We start from the raw sequence: 22,698 nt of genomic DNA on the forward strand, positions 1-22,698 counted from the left end.
AGCCTGGTCCTGTGCTTCATGTATCGGATCTCAGCCGCCCGGTCATCGTCGCCCCCATGGCTGGAGGCCCCTCCACCCCGGGGCTCGTCACCACTGCTGCCGAGGCTGGTGGTATGGGCTTCCTCGCCGCTGGCTACAGGAGCGTCGAGGAGGTCGTCGAGCAGGTCGAGATGGTCCAGCGCGCGGGTACCACCGTCTTTGGCGTCAACCTCTTCGTTCCCGGCACCCGACCTACCAGCCCCAGCGACCTGGCTGCCGTGCGCACCTACCGCGACCGTCTGGTACCGCTGGCACGCCACTACGGTGTCGAGATGCCCCGGCTGGACCCGGATGACGACAGGGCGGGTACCAGCGGGGCTGACGACGACGGGTGGCACGGTAAGATCCCGGCCCTGCTCGACCTGAGGGTGCCGATGGTGTCCTTCACCTTCGGTTGCCCGCCCGCCGATGTCGTCTCCCGCTTCCACCAGGTCGGAACCGCCTGCCTGGCCACCGTCACCTCGGCCGGGGAGGCACGGCGGGCCACTGCTGCGGGGGTGGACGCCCTCGTGGTCCAGGGACCGGGCGCCGGGGGCCACCGCGCGGTCTTCGACGCCCGCGCCAACCCGCCCGAGCAGAGCCTCGACGACCTGTTCGGCGCCGTGCGCAGCGTCGTGGACCTGCCGCTGGTGGTCACCGGCGGTCTGACGGCGCCCGAGGAGGTCCGTCCCTGGCTGGGCCGGGCCGACGCCGTGGCGCTGGGCACCGCGTTCCTTGACGCCGAGGAGGCGGGGACCCACCCCCTCTACCGGGCCGCGCTGCACGACTCCCGGTTCACCCAGACCGTGGTCACCCGGGCCTTCTCCGGGCGGTGGGCGCGCGGACTGCGCAACGGGTTCACCGACGCCTACTCGGACAGAGCCCCCGCCGCCTACCCTGCCGTCAACAGGCTGACCGGAGTGCTGCGTGCCGCGGCTGCACGCTCGGGCGACCTCGACAACCTGTCCCTGTGGGCTGGCACCAGCTGGCAGCACACACCCACAGGAACCGTGGCTCAGATCATGAGGGGGCTGACGGACGGGCTGGTGGCATGATGTACCTGGTGCTCCAGCCACTGGGCCACCCCTACGGATCGACCCGCCTCCTGACCGCGCCGCCCGAGCCCTGCTGCCTGGTCCCGTAGGTCCGCCCACCACTCCTGTCGCGCGGTCCCACTGACCGTTGTCAGCTCTCCGACAGGTCTCCTGCCCTGCACCTTCCCCGTCACACGCCCTGCGACCGTCTCAAGGAGACTCATGACGTCCCTGCTTCCCCGCCACGACACAGGCTTCCTCGTGGTTGGCGGTCCCACTGTGGTCATCGACGTCGCAGGCCTGCGGATCGTGTCCGACCCCACCTTCGACCCGCCCACCGACTACGGCCTCCTGCGTAAGACCCGCGGACCCGCAGTGCCCGCCCAGGCGCTCGCCGACGCTGACGTGGTGCTTGTCAGCCACGCTGACCACGCCGACAACCTTGATGCTGCCGGGCGCGACTTCGCCCTGGCCGCCCCGCGCCTGCTCACCTGCCCGGGCTCGGCCCGGCTGCTGGGGGAGGGCGCTCAGGGCCTGGCACCTTGGGAGGCCGCCGAGGTGGCCGACGGGGTGGGCGTGAGGGCCGTCCCGGCCCAGCACGGGCCGGCCGACGGCCAGACCGATGCCGCAGGCTTCGTCAACTGCGAGGTGACCGGGTTCCTCCTCCAGGCTCGGGGCACCACGGTCTACCTCAGTGGTGACAACGCCTCCCTGGAGCTGGTGGCCCAGGTCAGGCAGCGCTTCGGGGTCCCCGACCACGCCGTCCTGCACGCGGGGCGGGCCACCGTGCCAGCCAAGCTCGGGGGCAGGCCGCTGAGCCTGTCAGCCGAGCGGGCCAGCGCGGCCGCGCAGGTACTCGGCTCCCCGCACGTGGTAGTTGCCCACCACACCGGCTGGGAGCACTTTGCCGACGGGCCCGGTGCCACGCTGCGGGCCTTCCGCGACGCCGGCATCCTGGACCGTCTGGACCGCACGCCTGAGGGTCAGTGGAGCGCCGAGAGCGAGTGAGTAGTGAGCGGAGCCAGGCCGACTAGGTGCACTTCCCTGGGGGTTGTGGACAGGGTGGGTGGTGAGGGTCTCCAGCATGCTGTGGGTCACGATGTTCGCATTGCCTGGCCGGGGCCTGATCCACGCCGCGTGTGAAGGGTCCTGTGCCGGGGCCGGCCACGCCCGGCTGGCTCGGTGCCGCTCGAAGCCGCTCGAAGCCGCCTCGCGTCGTCAGAGCCACTCGGGGCTCTTGCAGCCGCCTCGCGTCGCCAGAGCCACTCGGGGCTCTTGCAGCCGCCTCGCGTGGCCGGGAGTCTGGGACTACTTGTTGGGCGGGAGGCTGGATGGGGTGGGCCGTGTGCTTGTTTGGGCTGTTCCAGGTGGGGTGCAGTGATGTGAGCCTGCCTGTCACCGCTCCCGCGTGGGTGAAGGGTGTCGTTGTGGGGTGCAGCAGCGCGAGCCAGTCTCACACCCCCGGGCACTGCCGGTGTCCCAGCGTGTCCTGGTGTGCTGGCGCCGATCCACCCCGGGCTGGAGGGCGGGGACCGCCTGGCCCCCAGCGTGTCCTGGTGTGCTGGCGCCGATCCACCCCCTGGTGACACCTTCTAGCCAGGGCTGATTCGTGCCAGCTCACCTCGCACGAGTCCCGTAGGAGTGGATCCGCTCAAACGGACAACCCCACCCCTCCCAGGAGGTGTGGCAGCAGACACTCGGCGCCAGGCCCTCAGCGCGCCAGGCACCCACTGACCCACACCACCACCAGCCCCGGCCCCAGCGGCCAGACCTCCGCACAAGCACGCACACAACCTCACAGGGACGTACAGCCAGGGCCTGTCGTCTAGGCTGCTTCCTCAGGTACGAGCACCCACCAGGAAGCAGGACTCAGGGACATGAGCAGCAGGCACCAGCGTGACGCCGTCGGCCGCCAGGGTCGAGGTCCTCGGCCAGGCCATCACCCAGGTGCAGCCTTTGGCCTCCCCGGCCGGGCTGGTCGGCAGGACGGTGAGCAAAACGGTGAGGGGGGCGCCGCTGGTGTCGCGGCTGACGGCGCCGCCCTGGGTCCTACCCGGCGGGCTGGTAGCCGGGGAGCTCCTGAGGGTGGTGAGGGCCCCGGCGGCGTGAGGGGTGCCGGAGAGACCGGTGGCGTGGACCCCGAGCTCTTGCCCTACCTGGAGGCTGCCGACGCCCCTGACCCCGAGGATCCTGCCGGTGCCGCTGGTCTAGCGGAGACAGTGGACGGTGCCGGTCCCGGTGGCGGCTCCGCCGACGGCTGGTCCCTGGCGGACGCCGCTGAGGCTCAGGACACCTCCTGGCAGCGCCAGGCCCAGGCTGAGGAGGAGGACCTGGCTGCTCTGCGCGAGCTGGTGGCGGCCAGCATGCTGCCCGGCGGGGACCTGGAGCGTCTTGACGAGCTCCTCGCCGAGGTTGACGCGGAGGACGCTGATGATCCTGACGGGTGGGGCTCCTGGGAGCCGCAGCCGGATGAGGACCCCTCTGACACCTCGGGCATGCAGGACCCGGCTGCTGACCCGGCTGCTGACCTGGCCGAGGAGGAGACCCGTCGCCGCGACCTGGAGGCGGCGGCCCGTCAGGTGGAGGTGTCCGCACGCATGCGCCAGGTCGAGACCGAGATCCTCTCCCGGGCGCCCGAGCACCAGGTCCAGCCCTCCCTGGAGCGGGTCGAGGCAGTCCTGGACATCCTGGGCCACCCGGAGCGCAGCTACCGCACCGTCCACGTCGCCGGCACCAACGGCAAGACCTCGACAGCCCGCATAACCGAGCGGCTGCTTGCCGCCACCGGGATGCGTACCGGCAGGTTCACCTCCCCGCACCTGGCCACGATCCGCGAGCGCATCACGCTTGACGGCGAGCCGATCAGCGAGGAGGGCTTTATCGCGGCCTGGGAGGACGTCGCCCCCTACATCCAGATGGTGGACGAGCGCTCCCAGGTGCAGGGCGGTCCCCGGCTGTCCTTCTTCGAGGTGCTCACCGTCATGGCCCTGGCCGCCTTCGCTGACGCTCCGGTGGACGTGGCGGTCATCGAGGTCGGGCTGGGTGGTCGATGGGACGCCACCAACGTCATCGGCCCCGATGTCGCTGTCATCACCCCCGTCGCCCGGGACCACGAGCGCTGGCTAGGTTCGGACCTGGCCGACATCGCTCGTGAGAAGGCTGGGATCATCAAGGACGGCGCCGTCGTGGTCACCGCCCACCAGCTTCCCGAGGTCCGTGCCCAGGTGGAGGAGGCTGTGGCTGCCCACCGGGCGGTGGAACGCCGTGAGCACGACACCCTGGAGGACCCGGAGGAGCCGGGTGCGGGCGTGCTGGAGGTGAGCGGGCGCCAGGTGGCCGTCGGCGGCCAGCTAGTCACCCTGCGCACGGCTGCGGCCGTCTACGAGGACGTCTTCGTGCCCCTGCACGGCCGCTACCAGGCCCACAACGCCCTGCTGGCCCTGGCTGCGACCGAGGCGGTCATGGGTGGGCGGGCACTGCCTCCCCGGGTAGTGGAGGAGGGGCTGGCCTCGGTGACCTCCCCGGGGCGGCTGGAGGTGCTGCGCTCCTCGCCGACCGTCCTGGTGGACGCCGCCCACAACCCCCACGGCGTCGAGGCACTCGTCGAGGCGGTCGAGGAGGTCTTCGGCTTCCGTCACCTGGTGGCCGTCGTGGGTGTCATGGCGGACAAGGACGTCGAGGGGATCCTGGGCGGGCTGGAGCCGGCCACCGACGCGGTGGTCTGTGTGCCGATCGCCTCTGAGCGGGCCATGGACGTGGAGGACCTGGCGGAGGTCGCCCGGGAGGTCTACGGGCAGGACCGGGTCAGCCTCGCCCATGACCTGGCTGAGGGCGTGGACCTGGCCGCGACCCTCGCGGAGGGCACTGACGCTCCTGCGACGTCGTCCGGGGTGGTCATTGTCGGCTCGGTCCTCCTTGCCGCCCAGGCCCGGGCGCTGTTCGGAGCACGCTAGGAGCACGCTAGGAGCACGGTAGACCGGGCCTCGTGCCCCTGGCGCTCTCGCGGTGCCGCCCGGGTGCTGCCCGGGAGCCTGTGGGCGCACGCTGCCCGCCAGCCCCGGGACCTGCCGGGGTACTGGCTCGCAGCAGCACCGGGAATCGAGGCAGCACAAAGTATGGGGGAGGTCACGCTCCCGTCACGTTCCCGCTTGTGTACACAGATGTAATCTTGTGTGCACAAGCGGCCCGGCTTGCGCCCCGGGCCGGTCCCGGTTCCCGAGGAGACACCCCTCATGTCCTTCCATGACAGCGTCGTCTACCAGGTCTACCCCCGGTCCTTCCGTGACTCCACCGGCAACGGCGTCGGTGACCTGCGGGGTGTCATCGAGAAGGTCCCCTACATCGCCTCCCTGGGTGTGGACCACGTCTGGCTCAACCCCTTCTTCCCCTCGCCCGGCCGGGACAACGGCTACGACGTGTCCGACTACCGGGCCGTCGACCCGGCCATGGGAACCATGGAGGACTTCGAGGAGCTTGTCGAGGCCCTGGGCGGGCACGGTATCGGCGTCATGGTGGACATGGTGCTCAACCACACCTCCACCGAGCACGAGTGGTTCCGCCGGGCACTGGAGGGGGACAAGCACTACCAGGACTACTACATCTTGCGGCCCGCCCGCGCCGACGGTGCCCTGCCCACGAACTGGGTCTCCAAGTTCGGCGGCCCGGCCTGGGCGCCCTTTGGGGACACCGGACTGTACTACCTGCACCTGTATGACCTCACGCAGGCGGACCTCAACTGGCGCAACCCCGCGGTGCGCGCCGAGGTGGCTGACATCGTCAACTTCTGGAGGGGCAAGGGGGTCAGGGGCTTCCGGTTCGACGTCATCAACGTCATCGGCAAGAGCGAGGTGCTTCTGGACGCCCCGCCCGGTACGGACGACCGGGCCATGTACACCGACGGCCCCGACGTCCACACCTACCTGCGCGAGCTCGCCGCCGCCAGCTTCGGGCGTGACCCGGGTACCGTGACGGTGGGGGAGATGTCCTCCACCAGCATCGAGGCCTGCGTGGGCTACTCCGACCCCGCCAATCACGAGCTGGACATGGTCTTCAGCTTCCACCACCTCAAGGTTGACTACGCCGAGGGCCAGAAGTGGACCACCATGGACTTCGACCTGCCCGCCCTCAAGCGGGTCCTCAACGACTGGGCGGTGGGCATGCAGGCCGGAGGCGGGTGGAACGCCCTGTTCTGGAACAACCACGACCAGCCCCGCGCGCTCAACCGCTTCGCCGACCCCGGGCGCTACCGCGCCGAGTCCGCCACCATGCTGGCCACCGTCATCCACCTCATGCGCGGCACCCCCTACGTCTACATGGGCGAGGAGATCGGCATGACCGACCCCGCCTACACCAGCATCGCCGACTACGTGGACGTCGAGGCGCTCAACGCCTACCAGGACCTCCTCGCCCAGGGGCTGACGCAGGAGGAGGCCTTCGACGTGGTGCGGGCCAAGGCCCGCGACAACGCCCGCACACCCATGCAGTGGGAGCCTGGGCCGGGGCAGGGTTCACCCGCGGCACCCCTGGCTGCGCCCCACCAACCAGGACCAGGTCAGTGTGGAGGCCGAGGAGCACCAGGGCGTGGTCCTGCCCTACTACCGGCGTCTTATCTCCCTGCGCAAGCAGTACCCGGTCGTCTCCGAGGGCAGCTACGAGCCCTACGCCCTGGACCACCCCGACGTCCTGGCCTACCAGCGCCACCACGAGGGGCAGCACCTGCTCGTGCTGTGCAGCTTCCGCGCCTACGAGACCACGATCGAGGTCCCGGCCGACTTCCAGGACAGCCGGGTGCTCGTCTCCAACTACGATGACGAGCCGACCTGGCTGGCCAGTGACGGCGCAGACGTGGCGGTCAGATTGAGGCCCTACCAGGCGCTGGCGCTGCTGGTCTCCTGCCCTGTCAGGTCCTCCCTCCAGACGGACTGAGACGGTGGCGCCACCGCGACTGCCGCCGCCCGCCCCGCCGTCGCCCATGACCCGTTTCTTTAACTGTTTTTATCCCTATCTGCCTCTCATGACGCTTCCGGTCCGAGCTGACCCGCTGCCCTGAGGGCAGAGCCTCACGCAGGAAACAACACAGAAAGGTGCCTCGTGTCCAACGACGAGAATGAGCCAGGGGCCAAGATCGTCTCACCCGTAGCTGGTGAGGTGATTGACCTGGCCGACGTCCCCGATCCCGTCTTCTCCGCCCGCACCGTCGGCGACGGTTTCGGCGTCCGGCCGCCGTCTGCTTGCGACCCCTCCCTGATGATGGTGGCTGCTCCCGTGAGCGGGACGGTGACCATGGTGGCTACCACCAGTCATGCTATCGGCCTGATAACCCCCCAGGGGCTTGAGGTGCTCCTCCACCTGGGGTTGACACGGTAGAGCTGGAGGGCAGGCCTTTTGACCTCAGTGTCGAGGTGGGTGAGAAGGTTGAGGCCGGCCAGCCTCTGGGGACGATGGACCTGGAGGTCATCCAGGCGGCTGGTAAGGACGCCACAGCGATCCTGGTGGTCACCAACACCGCCCAGAGGCTGGAGTCCCTAAGCGTCAGCCTGGGAAGCGCCCCGGTGGGCCAGGAGGTCGCCACGGCCGTCCTTACCCGGGACACGCAGGAGCAGGGCCGGGCTGGCGGCGCTGCCGCCCCTTCCGCCGTGGCCCCGCGCGAGGGTGGCGCGGCACCTGGTGGCCAGGAACTCAGCGGCTACGACGCCACGGCCCACGGCATCATCGCCGGTGTCGGCGGGGCGGACAACATCCGCTCCGTCATCCACTGCATCACCCGGGTGCGCTTCTACCTCAAGGACCAGTCCCTGGCCGACGACGCGGCCGTAACCGGTACCGAGGGCGTCATCGACGTCGTCAAGGCGGGTGGTCAGTACCAGGTCGTCATCGGGCCTGCCGTCGGGGAGGTCTACGAGGCGGTTGTCAGACAGCTGCCCCAGGGGGCTGGCGGGGGTGAGACCTCCGCCGAGGAGCAGGAGGAGGTGGAGCGGCCCACCACCCTGGTCGGCTGGGTCCGCTTCGGCTTCAGCTCGCTCATCGGCGTCATCACCGGCTCCATGATTCCCGTCATTGGCCTGCTGGCTGCCTCCGGCATCCTCAAGGGGATCCTGGCCCTGCTCACGCAGTTCGACCTGGTGGAGGACGGAAGCCCCACCTACACCATCATCAACGCGATGTCGGACTCGATGTTCTACTTCCTGCCCATCATCGTCGGCTTTACCGCTGCCCGGCGACTGGGATCGGACCCGATCGTGGTGGCCATCATCGGAGGCGTCCTGTGCTACCCCTCCATCGTGGAGATGGCCAGTCCTGACGCCGAGGGCTACGAGGTGACCGCCAGCATCGGCCGCACGGTGTTCAACGCCGACTTCTTCGGGATCCCAGTGGCCCTGCCTGAGGGCAACGCCTACAGCTACTCGATCTTCCCCGTCATCGTCGCCGCCTGGCTGGCCGCCCGGATCGAGCCTCTGCTCAAGAAGTACATCCCGGTGGTGCTGCGCTCGATCTTCGCCCCGCTCATTGAGGTCTTCGTGGTCTCAGCCCTCATCCTGGTGGTCTTCGGCCCGGTGGTCATGTTTGTCTCCGGCGGTATCGCCTCCGCGATCAACGCGGTCCTGGACCTGAGCTTCCCGTTGGCGGGCCTGGTCATCGGCGGCTTCTACCAGTGCCTGGTCATCTTCGGGCTGCACTGGGCCGTCATCCCGCTCATCTCCTCTGAGATCGCTGCCACCGGCAGCTCTGCGCTCAACGCCATCGTGTCAGCCACCATGATCGCCCAGGGCGGCGGCGCGCTGGCCATCTGGGTGAGGAGCCGCAACGCGCGTATCCGGACCCTGGCCGGGCCCGCGACCATCTCCGCCTTCTGCGGCATCACCGAGCCCGCGATGTACGGCCTCAACCTCAAGTACGGCCGGGTGTTCCTCACCGCCTCGCTGGGCGGGGCGGTCGGCGGGCTGCTGACAGGGCTGCTCGACGTCAACATGTACGGGTTCACCGGGGCCTTCGTCGGCTTCCCGTCCTTCGTCAACCCCGAGGGCATGGACTCCGGTTTCACCGGCTACTGGATCGCCTCCCTGGCGGCTCTGGTGGTGTCCTTCACCTGCACCTACTTCCTCGGCTACACCGACGCCGACGCCGACAAGGGCCGTGAGGTTAGGAAGGTCCGGCTGGGCAGGCGCGAGCCAGTGGCCTCCTCGTCGTAGCTTCCTCTGCCGTAGCGCGCCGCCTCCTTGTCACCGCGTCACCGTACGCGCCTGCGCCTGCCCTGGGCCGTCCCGGTCCCCGGACCATTCGTCTCAGGGCAGGCGCAGCGCGCTGCCGTGGAACTCGAAGCCTGCCGGGGCGTGGCGTGAGCAGGAGTACTCGAACATGAGCCCGGAGGAGTCAAAGGTGGCGCTGGAGACCACGGCTACGCACCCCATGTCCTCCAGGTCCAGGCGGGCGCGGTCCTCCTGCGTGGCCCTCTCCACAGTGACCGTGCGTGAGGCGCTGACGACCCGCACGCCCAGGACGTCCTCCAGGTAGGAGTAGATCGAGGTCTCCACGACCTCACGGGTTAGCACCGGTACCACCGAGGTCAGCAGCCAGGAGGTGTCCAGGATGAGCGGGCGGCCGTCCAGCAGGCGCAGACGGTGGACCCGCAGGACCGGGGTGCCCGCCTTCAGCCCGGAGCGCTCGGACAAGGGCTGGTCCACAGTGGTGGGCTCCAGGCTGAGCATGACCGTGCGCAGGTCCACCTCGTTGCGCGCAGCAGCCTCCGGCAGGGACTCGATACCGCCCAGCAGGAAGGTGGAGGCTGGCCTGCGCTGGTAGATCACCTGGCTGCCACTGCCCTGTACGGCCTGTACGTAGCCGCGTGAGGCCAGCAGGGCCAGGGCCTTGCGCACGGTGTTGCGTGAGCAGCCGAACTCGGCCGCCAGGGTGTGCTCCGAGGGGAGCCGGTCGCGGAAGGCGTAGCGGCCCTCCTCGATCTGGGAGCGCAGGACCTGGACGATCTGGTCGTACTTGGCCTGGGCCACGGCGAGTGTGTTCCTTCCTGTGCCTGGCTGCGGCACGTGGGTGCTGCGGCCCTGGCTACGGGCCTGCGGACCAGCCGTGCCGAGGGCCTCGGCTGAGGGCCTCAATCTAGCAAGCCGACGGGCAGCTCAGCGCGTGTGGTCTGTCCGGTGCGTGTACTGCGCTACGTTCCTGCAGCCTGGCCCGCAGGGCGGGCTTGCCCCGACGGCGACCTCCTGTGAGAATCGCACCGATCCCGTCCACGGTCCTGTCCGCGCGCCGCGTGAGGACCACGCTGCACAGGAAGGCCTGCCCTTGCCCACCACACCCCACTCGCAGACCCAGCCCCAGGACCGGCCGCAGGCCCGCTCCACCGGGGAGCGCGTCCTTGTCCTCATCAAGCCTGACGCTGTTCAGCGCCGTCTCACCGGTGAGATCCTGCGGCGCATTGAGGCCAAGGGCTACGAGCTGGTGGCCCTGCGGGTCCTGACCCCCGACGCGGCCACGCTGGCCGCACACTACGCCGAGCACGTGACCAAGCCCTTCTACCCCGGGGTGGTGGACTACATGACCTCCGGCCCGGTCGTGGCCGCAGTCGTGGCGGGGCAGCGCGTGGTGGAGGGGGTGCGCTCCCTCATGGGTGCTACCGACCCCACGACGGCCGCTCCCGGCACCATCCGGGGGGACCTGGGACGTGACTGGGGGACCTCAGCCATCCAGAACCTGGTGCACGGCTCGGACAGCGCCGAGTCGGCCGCCCGCGAGATCGCCATCTGGTTCCCTGAGCTGACGTGACCAGGCCTGCTGGCCAGGTGCTGGTGAGGGTGTGGACAAGGTAGACAGAAGGTAGTCGCCAGTCACTGCTGTTCCGTCCGGGAGCGGCGACGTTCCTGAAGCTGCAGGGCGGTCGGAGGTGCTGATGCCAGCGTCACGTCGTGTCGTCGTGTCCAGCCTGTGGCTGGTATTCCTTGTCAATGGGGCCGTGCTTGCCAGCTGGGCCCCGCGTATCCCCGACGTCAGGCAGCGCCTAGGGCTGTCCGACGCCGACCTCGGTGTCGCGCTGCTGGGCGTGGCCCTGGGCGCCGTGCCAGCCATGCTCGTCACCGCGCGCCTGGTGGGGCGTGTCAGCGACGTGGCCGTGTGCGCGGTGGCCGCGCTGGTGTTCCCCGCTGCCCTCCCGCTCATCGACGTGGTCACGGGCCTGCCCGGCCTCATGGCGGTGCTCATGCTCCTGGGCGCGGCCAGCGGCTGCCTCGACATCGCGATGAACACCCTGGCGGTGCGCCTGCAGGTGCTGTGGCGCACGCGGGTCCTGGGGCGCCTCCACGGCGCCTACAGCCTGGGTGTCCTGGCGGCTACGGCCGCCGCTGCCGTAGCGACCTACCTGGGCCTCAGCGTCGGCCGCCACTTCGTGGCCGTGAGCGCCACCCTGCTCCTGGCCGCCGCCAGCGCCTCAGTGGTCCTCCTCACCCGGGCACCCCGCACGGCGCCGACGCGCTCGTCCTCGGAGGAGCGGGCGGGCTCGGTCGGCTCAGGGGACGCGAAGCCCGGCCCGCCCAGGCGGGGGCGGCTGGCCGTCCCCGGGCTGACCTTGGGCGTCGGTGTCATCGCCGTAGGAGGCTTCCTGCTGGAGGGGCTCCTCACCGACTGGTCAGCCCTCCTGCTGCGCCGCGACCTAGGTGCGCAGCCCGCGCTGGCGGCCTCCGTGCTGTCAATGTTCAGCGTGGCGATGTTCGTCTCCCGGTCACTCAGCGACGCCCTCCTGCGACGGGTGGAGGAGGCCACACTGCTGCGTGCCGCTGCGGTGCTCCTCGCCCTGGCGGTCCCGACCGGTCTCGCCACGGGCTCGGTGCCTGCCACCGTGGTCGGCGTGGTGGTCACCGGAGCGTGCGTCGGCCCCCTGTTCCCGCTGGCGCTAGCGCACGCGGGCCGGGTGGCAGCGCACAACGCCGCTGGGGTCGCTGGGGTCGCCGGAGTCACTGCCCGCCTGAGCGTGGTGGGCTACGCGGCCCACCTGGGTGGTCCCGTACTCATCGGCTTCGCTGCCGAGGGGGTTGGCCTGCCCACCACCGTCACGGCGGTGGTGGTGGCGACCGCCGTCCTGCTGGCCCTGACCACCCTGCCCCGCCTCAGGACCTCCGACTCAGGACCTCCCTGAGGGGGACACGTGCGCCTGTCCGCGTCACCGCACGGGTGTAGACCCTGCCTGAGAGTGCGACGAGCAGCGGCAGGGCTACCAGGGACAGGGCCAGGGCGACACTCTGCTCCACCGTGCTGGACACGCCCAGGACCAGCCGTGCGGGCATGAGGAAGGGGGACAGGACCGGCAGGTAGGACAGCACCCGGTACACCACCATCTGGGGGTCGCCGATCGCCATGAGGATGGACACGCCGTAGGGCACTGCGAGGAGCATGGCCAGCGGTGCCGTCACGGTTCCCGCGTCCTCCTGCCGGCTCACGAGGGAGGCCGCCGCGCCGAAGAGCACGGAGACGGTGGCGTAACCGACCAGCATCCACCCGAGCATGGCCAGGAAGGTGGTGTCCAGGTCGAGGTCGGCCTCCGGCATGATCCCGGTGGCGTTGGCAGTGAGCACCGCCGCGCCCCCCAGGAGCGCGCTGGACAGCAGCAGCCACGTCCCAGTGCCCAGGACCTTGCCTGCCAGCAGGGAGGAGGGGCGCACGCAGGCCAGGAGGATCTCCACGATACGGCTGGACTTCTCCTCCACCACGCTCATGGCGATGACCTGGCCGCCTCCCATGATGACGAGGAACAGCAGGACGTCCATGGCCAGGAGGACGGTGTACCTGGTGAAGAAGTCCTCCGCGTCGCTCTGCGGGGGGTCCAGGGCGACCACCTCTGGGGAGGCCTGCTCCAGGACCTGGCCCAGGGAGGAGGGGTCGCCCCCTAGCGAGGTGACCTGGCTGGCCAGGGCCTGCTGCTGGAGCAGGGACGTCAGCGCCGCCGAGACGGCCTCGTCGGCCTCCTCGGCCACGAGCAGACGTGGTGAGGTCCCGGTGGTATCGACCACCATGTCGACCCGCACGTCCTGCGGGGCGTCGGAGTCCAGGGCAGTGGTCGGCTCAGCGCCCTGGAGGTTGACGATGCTGACTGGCTGCCCTGCGGAGTCCACTACCTGGTCCAGGCCGGTGAGCTCCTGGGGGCCGGCGACCGCGACCCGGTAGGGCTGGGTCTCGCCCCCGCTGAGGTGGGCGTAGGCCAGGATGCCGCCCACGACAAGGACCAGCATGACCAGGGTGGAGATGATGGTCGCCCGGTTCACTGCCTGGGTACGCAGCTCACGAGCGGCTACCAGCCGGATCTCCTCCCACCGGCTCAGGTGCGGGGACTCCTGAGAGCCCTGGGATCCCCGAGGCGTGGGGCGTGTGGGGCCAGCCGGGCTGCTCATGCGCGCGCCTCCTTGGCACGTGGGGTCCTGTTGTGCACGGGGTCGTCCGTGTCGTCATCGGTGCCGTCGTCGGCTGTCAGGGAGTCCTGGAAGACCTCAGTCAGGGATCGTCGCACCGCCCCCAGCTCGTGCACGGTGCCGATCCGCTGGGCGGCGGCCAGCAGCGGCTGCTCGTCCGCACCGCCTGCGGTGATGACGAGGCGGCCACTCGCCTCAGCCGGTGTGTGGGGCTGAGTAGTGGGAACCGCGGGAGAGCCCGTGGCGGCAGCAGCCGTGCTGTCTGCGCTGCCTGTGCCGACGGCGCCGTCGGCAGCGCTGACGCAGACCTCGGGCAGGCCCGCCAGCGCCTGGTCGAGCGCCGTCTGGGCCTCCTCGCTGTCGGGGCGGTCCGGCGTGACCACGACCCGCCAGCGTCGCCCGGAGCCGACCTGGAGCTGGGGCACGGTCCCCTCGGCGAGGACCCGGCCCGAGCGGATGACGACGACACGGTCGCACAGGCGCTCGACGACGTCGAGCTGGTGGGAGGAGAAGAGCGTGGGTACGCCCTCCTGGGCGCGCTGGCGCAGCACCTCGCTCATGACGGTGACCGCCACCGGGTCCAGCCCGGAGAAGGGCTCGTCCAGGATGAGCAGCTGCGGGTCGGAGACCAGGGCGGCAGCCAGCTGGACACGCTGCTGGTTACCCAGGGAGAGCCTCTGGACCTCCTCGCCCCGGCGCTCAGCCAGCCCCAGGCGGTCGGTCCAGTGGTGCACTGCCGTCCTCGCCTGTGCGGCACCCAGCCCGTGGAGGCGAGCCAGGTAGGACAGCTGGTGGGTGACCCTCATCCGGGGGTAGAGGCCGCGCTCCTCGGGCATGTAGCCGATGCAGCGGCGCACGGCCGCGTCCACGGGAGCCCCCTTCCAGGTCAGGGTTCCCGAGTCGGCGGTGAGCACGCCCATGATGATGCGCATGGTGGTGGACTTGCCCGCGCCGTTGGCGCCGACAAACCCGACGATCTCCCCTTGGGCCAGGTGCAGGGAGAGGTCGTCGAGGGCCTGGAGCCGTCCGAATCGCTTGGACAGGCGGGACACTGAGAGCACGGGTCTCCTCAGGGCAGGGGCAGGGCTCGCTCAGGGCAGGTGAGGCAGCCGCTGGCGGGAGCGGTAACGGCGGCATATCCTAGCGTATCGGGGGACGGGGCGGGACACCGGGCCTGCCGCACCGTCAGGCTCGTTCAGGCTCGTGCTGCCGGGCCGACTTGGCCGCGGCGTGGAGCGGTACCGTGGCTGCTGGCCGCTATCGTGGGGCCGTGCACCTGAAGACGTTGACGATCAAGGGTTTCAAGTCCTTTGCCTCGTCGACGACCCTGCGTCTGGAGCCTGGTATCACCGCGGTCGTCGGCCCCAACGGCTCGGGAAAGTCCAATGTCGTCGACGCCCTGACCTGGGTCATGGGAGAGCAGGGGGCCAAGAACCTGCGCGGGGGCTCCATGGCCGACGTCATCTTTGCCGGCGCCGGCTCGCGCCCGGCCCTGGGCCGGGCCGAGGTGTCGCTGACCATCGACAACACCGACGGCGCCCTGCCCATCGACTACACCGAGGTGACGATCAGCCGTACCCTGTTTCGCGGAGGGGGCTCGGAGTACCGGATCAACGGCACTTCCTGCCGGCTGCTCGACGTTACCGAGCTGCTCTCCGACACCGGTCTGGGCCGCCAGATGCACTCCGTGGTGGGGCAGGGCCAGCTCGACGCCGTCCTGACCGCCACGCCTGAGGACCGTCGTGGATTCATCGAGGAGGCTGCCGGGGTCCTCAAGCACCGACGGCGCAAGGAGCGTGCCCTGCGCAAGCTGGAGGCCATGCAGGCCGACATGGCCCGTGTCTCCGACCTGGCCCAGGAGCTGCGCCGCCAGCTCGCGCCCCTGGCGAGGCAGGCTGCTGTCGCCCGCAGGGCACAGGTCATCCAGGCGGAGGTCCGTGACGCCACGGCACGGCTCCTGGCTGATGACGTCGTCCAGGTCCAGGCGCTCCTGGGCTCGGGGGAGGAGGATTCCGCCGCCCTGGCGCGGCGCAGCCGCGAGGTGGACGAGGCGGAGACGACGGCCCGCTCCCGCCTGGAGGAGCTCGCCCGGCTGGAGGTCACCTCCGTGGAGAGGCTGTCTCAGGCCACGGACCTGTGGGAGGAGCTCACCCGGGTGGGGCAGTCGCTCACGGCGCTGGCTGAGGTCGCTGCCGAGCGGGTACGGCTGCTGGCCTCGGTCCCGGCACCGGTGCGCGGGACCGACCCCGACGAGCTCGACCGCCGTGCCCAGGCCGCGGCGAGGCAGGAGGAGGCGCTGGCCGAGTCCGTCGAGGCCGCCCGCTGCGTCCTGGACGAGGCCGTCCAGGAGCGGACCGAGGCGGAGAAGGCGCAGGAGGAGGCGGACAGGACGCTGGCCGCCCTGCAGCACGAGCAGGCTGAGCGCCGGGAGCGAGTGGCTCGTGCCGGGGGTCGGGTGGCCTCAGCCCGCAGCAGGTACGAGGCCTCCCTGGCTGCGGTGGAGCAGGCTCGAACCGCCCTGTCCGAGGCCCAGGAGAGGCAGGACCAGGCGCGGGCAGGGCTTGACGGCCTGGCTGAGGCGGGCGGCCACCCCGGGCAGGCTGGCCGGTCAGCCGAGGACGGTGCAGCCGAGGCGGAGGAGACGGGCTCCGCCCAGGCGGCTGCCGCGCACGAGCGGGCCACCCAGGTGCTGTCTCAGGCCCGTGACGCGGTCCTGGCCGCCGCTGACGCCCGTCGTGAGGCGGCGTCGAAGCACGCTACCTGGGTCTCGCGGCGAGACACCCTGGCCCTGTCCCTGCGTAGCCAGGACGGTACCGCGGCCCTGCTGGAGGACCAGCCTGGCGGTGTGCTGGGAGCCCTGAGGCAGTACATGAGCGTGCGCCGCGGCTGGGAGAACGCCGTGACCGGCCTGCTGCGCGGGCTGGCTGAGGCTGGGCTCGCTGCCGACGCCGACGCTGCGCTGCGAGCCCTGGAGCACGCCCGGGACCGGGACGCAGGACCGGTACGGCTGGTCGTGGCCCGGGCTCCCCAGGTCGGGTCGGCAGGGCCTGACGACGCGCCGTCGCCAGGAGGCAGCGCCCCAGACGCTGGTGCCCGCGACGGCGGTCCTCCCGACCCAGGGCCGGGGGCTCCTGGTGGCCCTGACGCCCTGGACGCCGACAGCCGTGAGGCGGCGCCTGTGGCGGGGCGGTCCGGGCCTCGAGCCTGGTGACAGCAAGGCTGCCAGGGCTCCATGGCGTGATGGACAGGCTCCTGGGCGAGGCCTGGGTGGTGGAGGACCTGGGGGCTGCCCGCCGCCTGCGCCAGGCGCGGCCGGACACTGTCGTCGCGACCCGGGCGGGTGAGGTCCTGGCACCCGGATGGGTGGCCGGACCGGGGCGCGCCTCCTCCTCCGTCCTAGAGCTGGCTGCGGCCTACGAGGAGGCCAGGGACGCGGCCCAGGCCGCCCAGGAGGAGGAGTCCCGGGCTGACACCGGTCTTGAGGACGCCCGTCATCAGGAGGAGGTCGCCCGCCGTGCAGTCTCCAAGGCCCTGGACACCCTGCGCCGCGCCGACGCCGAGGCGGCGCGGCAGGCGCAGGCCGTTGCTCGCCTGACCTCGGCGGTCCAGGCCGCGACACAGGAGACCCAGCGTGCTCGGCGACTCCTGGAGCGCGCGGAGGAGGAGGCGGCTCGACACGCTGCCGAGCTGGCCGCGGCCACGACAGCACTGGCTGAGTTCGAGGAGGCCCAGGACAGCCGGGCCACCGGGGCAGACAGGCAAGGGGGGCGACATACCGGAGAGGAGGCTGAGCTGGGGCAGGGCGCTCACGACGTCCTTGAGCAGGCCCGGACCCGCTGCGACCAGGCCCGGGCACAGGCCCGCCAGGCCCGCCAGGACGAGACGGAGGCCAGGCTGGCTCTGCGCACGGCCGAGGAGCGTGACCGCTCCGTGCGGGGACGGGCCGACTCCCTGCGTGCCGCCGCCCGGCGCGAGCGTGAGCAGCGGGAGGAAGCCCGCCGGGCGGCAAAGGCCCGGGCCGCTCGCCTGGAGGTGGCGACCGTGGTGCGGGACCGGGCGCGGGAGGCTGCCCGGGTGGCCCAGGTCGGTACCGAGGAGGCCTCCGCACGTCGTGCCGCTGTCGAGGCCGAGCGGGAGCAGGCCCGCAGCGCTGCCGACGCGGTGCGTGAGGAGATCGACTCCCTGGTCCGGGAGCGGACCCGGCTCAGCGACGCCACCCACCGTGAGGAGGTCGCCCGTGCTGAACGGCGCACGCGCCTGGAGGCGCTGGCGGACAAGGCCATGAAGGACCTTGGCCTCGAGCTCGAGACGCTGGTGGAGGGCTACGGTCCCCACGTGCTGGTGCCCGACCTGTCCGACACGGCAGACCCCGGTGCTGACGCGGGTCCTGACGGCGCTGAGGACGGTGAGGACCTCGACGACAGGCGGCGTGCACACCTGGTCGGCCAGGAGCGGTCGGACGGGGCGGGCAGACCCTACGTGCGCGCCGAGCAGGAGAGACGTCTGGCCCAGGCATCCCGGGACCTGGCACGGCTGGGCAAGGTCAACCCCCTGGCGCTGGAGGAGCACGCCGCCCTGGAGCAGCGCCACCAGTTCATCGCGGAGCAGCTGGCGGACCTCAAGCGCTCCCGGGACGACCTGCTCAGCATCGTGGAGGAGATCGACGCCCGTGTCCGGGAGGTGTTCACCAGCGCCTTCAGGGACACCGCCCGGGAGTTCGCCACGGTCTTTGACCGGCTGTTTCCCGGCGGGGAGGGGCGGCTGGTGCTCACTGATCCCGACGACATGCTCGCCACGGGTGTCGAGATCGAGGCCCGGCCTGCGGGCAAGAAGGTCAGGCGCCTGTCCCTGCTGTCCGGTGGCGAGCGCTCCCTGGCGGCGGTAGCGCTGCTGATCGCGATCTTCAGGGCACGGCCCTCACCGTTCTACGTCCTGGACGAGGTGGAGGCCGCCCTGGACGACACCAACCTGGGCAGGCTTCTGGAGATCATCACCGAGCTGCGGGCCTCCAGCCAGCTGATCATTATCACCCACCAGAAGCGCACTATGGAGGTGGCCGACGCCCTGTACGGAATCACCATGCGCGAGGGGATCACCAAGGCCGTCTCCCAGCGCCTGGCCAAAGGTGGTGAGCGCGGCGGGAGCCGTAGCAAGGAGCACGGGGAGGTAGGCGGGCGCAGCGGCGACCTGGGAGGTGACCGCCGTGGTCCCCACGACGGCGGCGGCTGAGGAGCCTCGACGGCGCTCGCCCTTGGCCAGGTCTCCGGTCAGCCCTCTTTGTCACGGCGTATGGATGGGCGGCTTGACGGACCCCGGGCGACAATGCCCGTCAGGGCGGCGAGGACTGCCGGATTCCCTCAACATCGATATCAGAGATTGATCAGGATCCACTGTATGATTGATGACATCGCCACGATAGGGCTTGGGTTTTTCGTCCCGCCGGTGCAGAATCAGGTCCATGGGTGTCATGATTGTTCCACTGGCCGTCGTCCTGGTTGCCGCGCTGCTCGTCCTGGGCGTGGTGATCGCTGACCGCTACCCTGTGCGCTCCTGGCCGCAGCGGGTACGCGGACTTGTGCAGGATGCTCGTGAGGAGGAGCCTGGCGTGGAGGTCGTCGCGCAGGAGGCCCACCTCTCTGAGCTGATGACCCGTGAGGGCCCTGCCGTCTATACCGGGACCGACTCCTTTCAGGGGCTCGTGGACGTCGTGGAGAAGGCCATGGACTCTGCGGAAAGGGCCAGGGAGAGCGCCGGGAGCAGGGCGCAGGAGCTGGAGGCCAGGCGTCGCCAGACTCGTGCGGCCAAGACCCAGGTCCAGCACAGCGGTCCTATCAACGGCTGAGCAGCACGCGACTAGCGCCGCGGCTGCTGCGCCACGCGCCCGCGCATCCTCAGGTGGACGGCCTGGTCCGTCCGTCGGCACCCTTGTCTTGTCACACCTTCCTGAGCGCCCGCCTGGGAGGCTGTTCCCGTCTTCCCTAGCGGGCGTTCAGGCGTGCCGTGCCCGGTCGTGCTGTCCCCGCTTACGACGTCAGGCCTAGCAGACGCAGGCAGGCTGAAGCCGGTGCTGGTTGATCAGGCATGATGTGACTATGGACCCTATCTATGTCGTACTTGCCGTCCTCGCCGTCTTCCTGCTTCTTGGCGGCCTGTGGCTCTACACTCGCCGGCGAAGGGGGCGGCTGTCCCAGGACCGGGGCACTCCCTCGCCTCCCGACAGGGATACCGCCCCCACTGAGCGGGGGCAGGAGCCGTCGGGCACGTCGTCGGGCCAGGCTGGGGTGGCACCCCCTGTGGAGGCGCCGGGCGGACCGGGCGGGGTCGCTACGGTGGAGGCCCCGGAGTCCATCCCCGGCCGCATGCAGCGCCTGCGGGCGCGCCTGGCCGGCTCCGGAGGTTTCGGGCGGGCCGTCCTGGCTGTCCTGTCCCGCGGCGACCTCAGTGAGGAGGACTGGGAGGAGATTGAGGACACGCTCCTGACGGCCGACCTGGGCCTCGACGTCACGACCGCCCTCATGGAGGAGCTGCGCACTCAGGCCAGGGTCCTTGACACCACTGACCCGCAGGCCGTCCGGGCAGTCCTTCGGGACCAGCTGCTCACCCTGGTGGACCCCACCCTGGACCGGTCCCTCAGTCTGGACCGTCCGATCCCGGCTGAGGGCTTTGACACCTCCTCAGGCTCTCCGGCCGCAGCCATCCTCATGGTCGGTGTCAACGGCACCGGCAAGACCACCACCTGTGGCAAGCTCGCCCGCGTCCTGGTCGCCCAGGACAAGACCGTCGTCATGGGCGCGGCCGACACCTTCCGGGCTGCCGCTGCCGAGCAGCTGGCGACCTGGGGCGAGCGCGTGGGGGTCGAGGTGGTGCGCTCCCAGCGTGAGGGTGCCGATCCGGCCTCGGTCGCCTTTGACGCCGTGCGGCGCGCGGCCGAGCAGGGCAGCGACGTCGTCGTGGTGGACACGGCGGGACGTCTGCAGAACAAGGCTGGCCTCATGGACGAGCTGGGCAAGATCAAGCGGGTCATGGACCGGGCGGCCCCGGTAGGCGAGGTTCTCCTGGTCCTGGACGCCACGACTGGGCAGAACGGGATGCGCCAGGCCCAGGTCTTCTCCGAGGCCGTGGGTATTACCGGTATCGTGCTGACCAAGCTCGACGGTACCGCCAAGGGTGGGATCGTGGTCACCGTGCAGAAGGAGCTGGGCGTGCCTGTCAAGCTGGTGGGCCTGGGGGAGGGGGCTGACGACCTGGCCCCCTTCGACCCGGAGGGGTTCGTCGACGCCCTGCTGGCCTGAGGCCGGGCTTTCCGGCTGCCCGGACAACAGAAACGTCGTAGGACAACGTGGCACCATGGTGTCCTACGACGTTTCTGTTGCCTAGGCTGCGGCGGGTTCGTGGTCTGCCCGCTATCCTGGTGCGCAGCCAGTCCCGGTCGGCTCCGCGCCCTGGGTGACGTACCTGTGCCTGTGCCTACCTTGTCTTACCTCGGCGGGTGTGCGACCGACAAGCAACGACCCCGGCGCCCGGTGCGCCAGGAAGGACCCCACGTGTTCGGCAATCTCTCCGACCGGCTCACTGCCTCCTTCAGCTCGCTGCGAGGCAAGGGTCGTCTGTCCGAGGCGGACGTCAATGAGACCGTCTCAGAGATCCGACGTGCCCTGCTGGAGGCTGACGTCGCTCTGCCGGTGGTGCGATCCTTCACGGCAGCTGTGCGCCAGAAGGCGACGGACGCGGCTCGGTCCCAGGCGCTCAACCCTGCCCAGCAGGTCGTCAAGATCGTCAACGAGGAGCTGGTCGAGGTCCTGGGTGGCCAGAGCCGGGAGATCCACTGGGCACCCACCGGTCCCACGATCATCATGCTGGCGGGCCTTCAGGGCGCAGGTAAGACCACCCTGGCCGGGAAACTGGGGCGCTGGCTGCGCGACCAGGGCAAACGGGTGCTCCTGGTGGCCTCCGACCTGCAGCGTCCCAACGCCGTCACCCAGCTGAGCGTCGTGGCCCAGCGGGCGGGCGTCCACGTGTGGGCACCTGAGCCGGGCAACGGGGTGGGTGACCCGGTGGCCGTGGCCCGCTCCGGGGTGCAGCGGGCGCGTGAGCAGGGCTACGACGTCGTGGTGGTGGACACCGCTGGGCGCCTGGGCGTGGACGCGGAGATGATGGACCAGGCGGTCCGCATCCGTGACGCCGTGGACCCTCACGAGATCCTCTTCGTCCTGGACGCCATGGTGGGCCAGGACGCGGTCAACACCTCGGTCGCCTTCCGTGACGGCGTGGGCTTCACCGGCGTGGTCCTGTCCAAGCTCGACGGCGACGCCCGCGGCGGTGCCGCCCTGTCGGTGCGGGGGGTGACTGGGGCTCCTGTGCTCTTCTCCTCCACCGGTGAGGGGCTGGGGGACTTCGAGCGCTTCCACGCCGACCGGATGGCCTCACGCATCCTGGACATGGGGGACCTCCTGACCCTCATCGAGCAGGCGGAGCGCACCCTTGACCAGAAGGAGGCCGAGGACGCCGCCGCCAAGCTGGCCTCGGGGACCTTCACCCTGGAGGACTTCCTCTCCCAGCTGCGCCAGATCCGCAGGATGGGATCGATGAAGAAGCTGCTGGGCATGATGCCTGGCATGGGCCAGATGCGCGAGGCCCTGGAGAGCTTTGACGAGCGGGAGGTGGACCGCATCGAGGCGATCGTGTGCTCCATGACCCCCGCGGAGCGCAGGGACCTGTCGATCCTCAACGGCTCACGCCGCTCACGTATCGCCAAGGGCTCAGGTACCACCGTCCAGGCCGTCAACGAGCTGGTGGACCGGTTCGAGGCCGCCAAGAGGATGATGGAGTCCATGGCCGCCAGTGGCGGCGGGGCAGGGGCGCTCGGTCCTGGTGGCCTGCCGGGAGCGGGCGCCATGCCCTCCAGCGGCAAGCACTCCAAGGGCCGCCAGGCCCCCCGTTCCCGTAAGAAGGGCAAGGGCGGGAAGAAGGGGCGCTCCGGCAACCCGGCCAAGGCGGCCCGCCAGGCCAGGGAGGTAGCGGCCAGCAGGTCCCAGGCGGCTCAGGCCGCCCCGGCCGCGGACTCAGCAGGTTCTGCCTTCGGCCTGGGTGGAGGCGCGGCGGGCTCCTACGGGATCATGCCTGAATCTGGCACGCAGGAGGCGGCCAGCGAGCCTGCTGACCCGGCTCAGGCGCTCGCCGCGCTCCCGGAGGACCTGCGCCGCCACATGGGGCTGGGCTGAGTGGAGGCGGGAGTCATA

General features: G+C 70.6%; 15 protein-coding genes and 1 pseudogene. 13 read left to right on the top strand and 3 right to left on the bottom strand.

What is annotated here, in order from left to right:
• The first annotated feature begins 11 nt into the window (after positions 1 to 11).
• The 6 genes and pseudogenes from D5R93_RS04640 to D5R93_RS14955 all read left to right on the top strand — a co-directional run bounded on the left by D5R93_RS04640 (position 12) and on the right by D5R93_RS14955 (position 9,241).
• Complete coding sequence (locus tag D5R93_RS04640) at positions 12 to 1,073, top strand: NAD(P)H-dependent flavin oxidoreductase (protein ID WP_205570095.1); 1,062 nt, start codon at positions 12 to 14, stop codon at positions 1,071 to 1,073.
• 201 nt (positions 1,074 to 1,274) lie between these two features.
• Complete coding sequence (locus D5R93_RS04645; RefSeq protein WP_120204090.1) at positions 1,275 to 2,060, top strand: MBL fold metallo-hydrolase; 786 nt, start codon at positions 1,275 to 1,277, stop codon at positions 2,058 to 2,060.
• 869 nt (positions 2,061 to 2,929) lie between these two features.
• Positions 2,930 to 5,005, top strand: a complete 2,076-nt coding sequence (locus D5R93_RS04650; protein ID WP_120204092.1) for a bifunctional folylpolyglutamate synthase/dihydrofolate synthase — start codon at positions 2,930 to 2,932, stop codon at positions 5,003 to 5,005.
• Between the two features lie 279 nt (positions 5,006 to 5,284).
• A complete protein-coding gene (locus tag D5R93_RS04655) occupies positions 5,285 to 6,862 on the top strand; it encodes an alpha,alpha-phosphotrehalase (protein WP_479722553.1) in 1,578 nt (525 codons plus the stop codon).
• Entirely contained in the window at positions 6,840 to 6,977 is a 138-nt protein-coding gene (locus D5R93_RS15105; protein WP_479722554.1) for a hypothetical protein, read from the top strand. Before D5R93_RS04655 ends, D5R93_RS15105 begins: the two co-directional genes overlap by 23 nt.
• 165 nt (positions 6,978 to 7,142) lie before the next feature.
• A pseudogene (locus D5R93_RS14955) lies at positions 7,143 to 9,241 on the top strand (PTS sugar transporter subunit IIABC).
• Positions 9,242 to 9,334: 93 nt separating this feature from the next.
• Here the strand turns inward: D5R93_RS14955 and D5R93_RS04665 are convergent.
• Positions 9,335 to 10,057, bottom strand: coding sequence for a UTRA domain-containing protein (locus D5R93_RS04665; protein WP_120204095.1), 723 nt, complete (start codon positions 10,055 to 10,057; stop codon positions 9,335 to 9,337).
• Positions 10,058 to 10,349: 292 nt separating this feature from the next.
• Here D5R93_RS04665 and ndk point away from each other — a divergent pair, with 292 nt between their 5' ends.
• The gene (gene ndk, locus D5R93_RS04670) at positions 10,350 to 10,829 is read left to right on the top strand and encodes a nucleoside-diphosphate kinase (RefSeq protein ID WP_119835732.1); all 480 of its coding nucleotides are present in this window, start codon (positions 10,350 to 10,352) and stop codon (positions 10,827 to 10,829) included.
• Between the two features lie 124 nt (positions 10,830 to 10,953).
• Positions 10,954 to 12,192, top strand: coding sequence for an MFS transporter (locus D5R93_RS04675; RefSeq protein ID WP_120204098.1), 1,239 nt, complete (start codon positions 10,954 to 10,956; stop codon positions 12,190 to 12,192).
• Here the strand turns inward: D5R93_RS04675 and D5R93_RS04680 are convergent.
• Positions 12,164 to 13,441 carry an ABC transporter permease gene (locus D5R93_RS04680; protein WP_119835730.1) on the bottom strand — a complete coding sequence of 426 codons (1,278 nt, stop codon included), beginning with the start codon at positions 13,439 to 13,441 and terminating at the stop codon, positions 12,164 to 12,166. The two genes, D5R93_RS04675 and D5R93_RS04680, sit on opposite strands and share 29 nt — an antisense overlap.
• The gene (locus D5R93_RS04685) at positions 13,438 to 14,520 is read right to left on the bottom strand and encodes an ABC transporter ATP-binding protein (RefSeq protein WP_120204101.1); all 1,083 of its coding nucleotides are present in this window, start codon (positions 14,518 to 14,520) and stop codon (positions 13,438 to 13,440) included. Before D5R93_RS04685 ends, D5R93_RS04680 begins: the two co-directional genes overlap by 4 nt.
• Positions 14,521 to 14,729: 209 nt before the next feature.
• On the opposite strand from D5R93_RS04685, the gene D5R93_RS13515 reads away from it, so the two are divergent.
• The 5 genes from D5R93_RS13515 (at position 14,730) to ffh (ending at position 22,680) form a co-directional block, all read left to right on the top strand.
• Complete coding sequence (locus D5R93_RS13515) at positions 14,730 to 16,670, top strand: chromosome segregation SMC family protein (RefSeq protein ID WP_243106946.1); 1,941 nt, start codon at positions 14,730 to 14,732, stop codon at positions 16,668 to 16,670.
• 29 nt (positions 16,671 to 16,699) lie between these two features.
• Entirely contained in the window at positions 16,700 to 18,688 is a 1,989-nt protein-coding gene (locus tag D5R93_RS13960; RefSeq protein ID WP_243107036.1) for an AAA family ATPase, read from the top strand.
• A gap of 229 nt (positions 18,689 to 18,917) precedes the next feature.
• Positions 18,918 to 19,301, top strand: coding sequence for a hypothetical protein (locus D5R93_RS04695; RefSeq protein WP_243106947.1), 384 nt, complete (start codon positions 18,918 to 18,920; stop codon positions 19,299 to 19,301).
• A gap of 250 nt (positions 19,302 to 19,551) precedes the next feature.
• Positions 19,552 to 20,751 (top strand): signal recognition particle-docking protein FtsY, encoded by a 1,200-nt coding sequence (ftsY, locus tag D5R93_RS04700; protein ID WP_120204104.1) that lies wholly within the window; start codon positions 19,552 to 19,554, stop codon positions 20,749 to 20,751.
• 252 nt (positions 20,752 to 21,003) lie between these two features.
• On the top strand, positions 21,004 to 22,680 hold the full coding sequence (gene ffh, locus D5R93_RS04705; RefSeq protein WP_120204106.1) for a signal recognition particle protein: 1,677 nt from the start codon (positions 21,004 to 21,006) through the stop codon (positions 22,678 to 22,680).
• Positions 22,681 to 22,698: the final 18 nt, after the last annotated feature.

Source organism: Actinomyces lilanjuaniae, from assembly GCF_003606385.1.
Classification (GTDB): Bacteria; Actinomycetota; Actinomycetes; order Actinomycetales; family Actinomycetaceae; genus Actinomyces; species Actinomyces lilanjuaniae.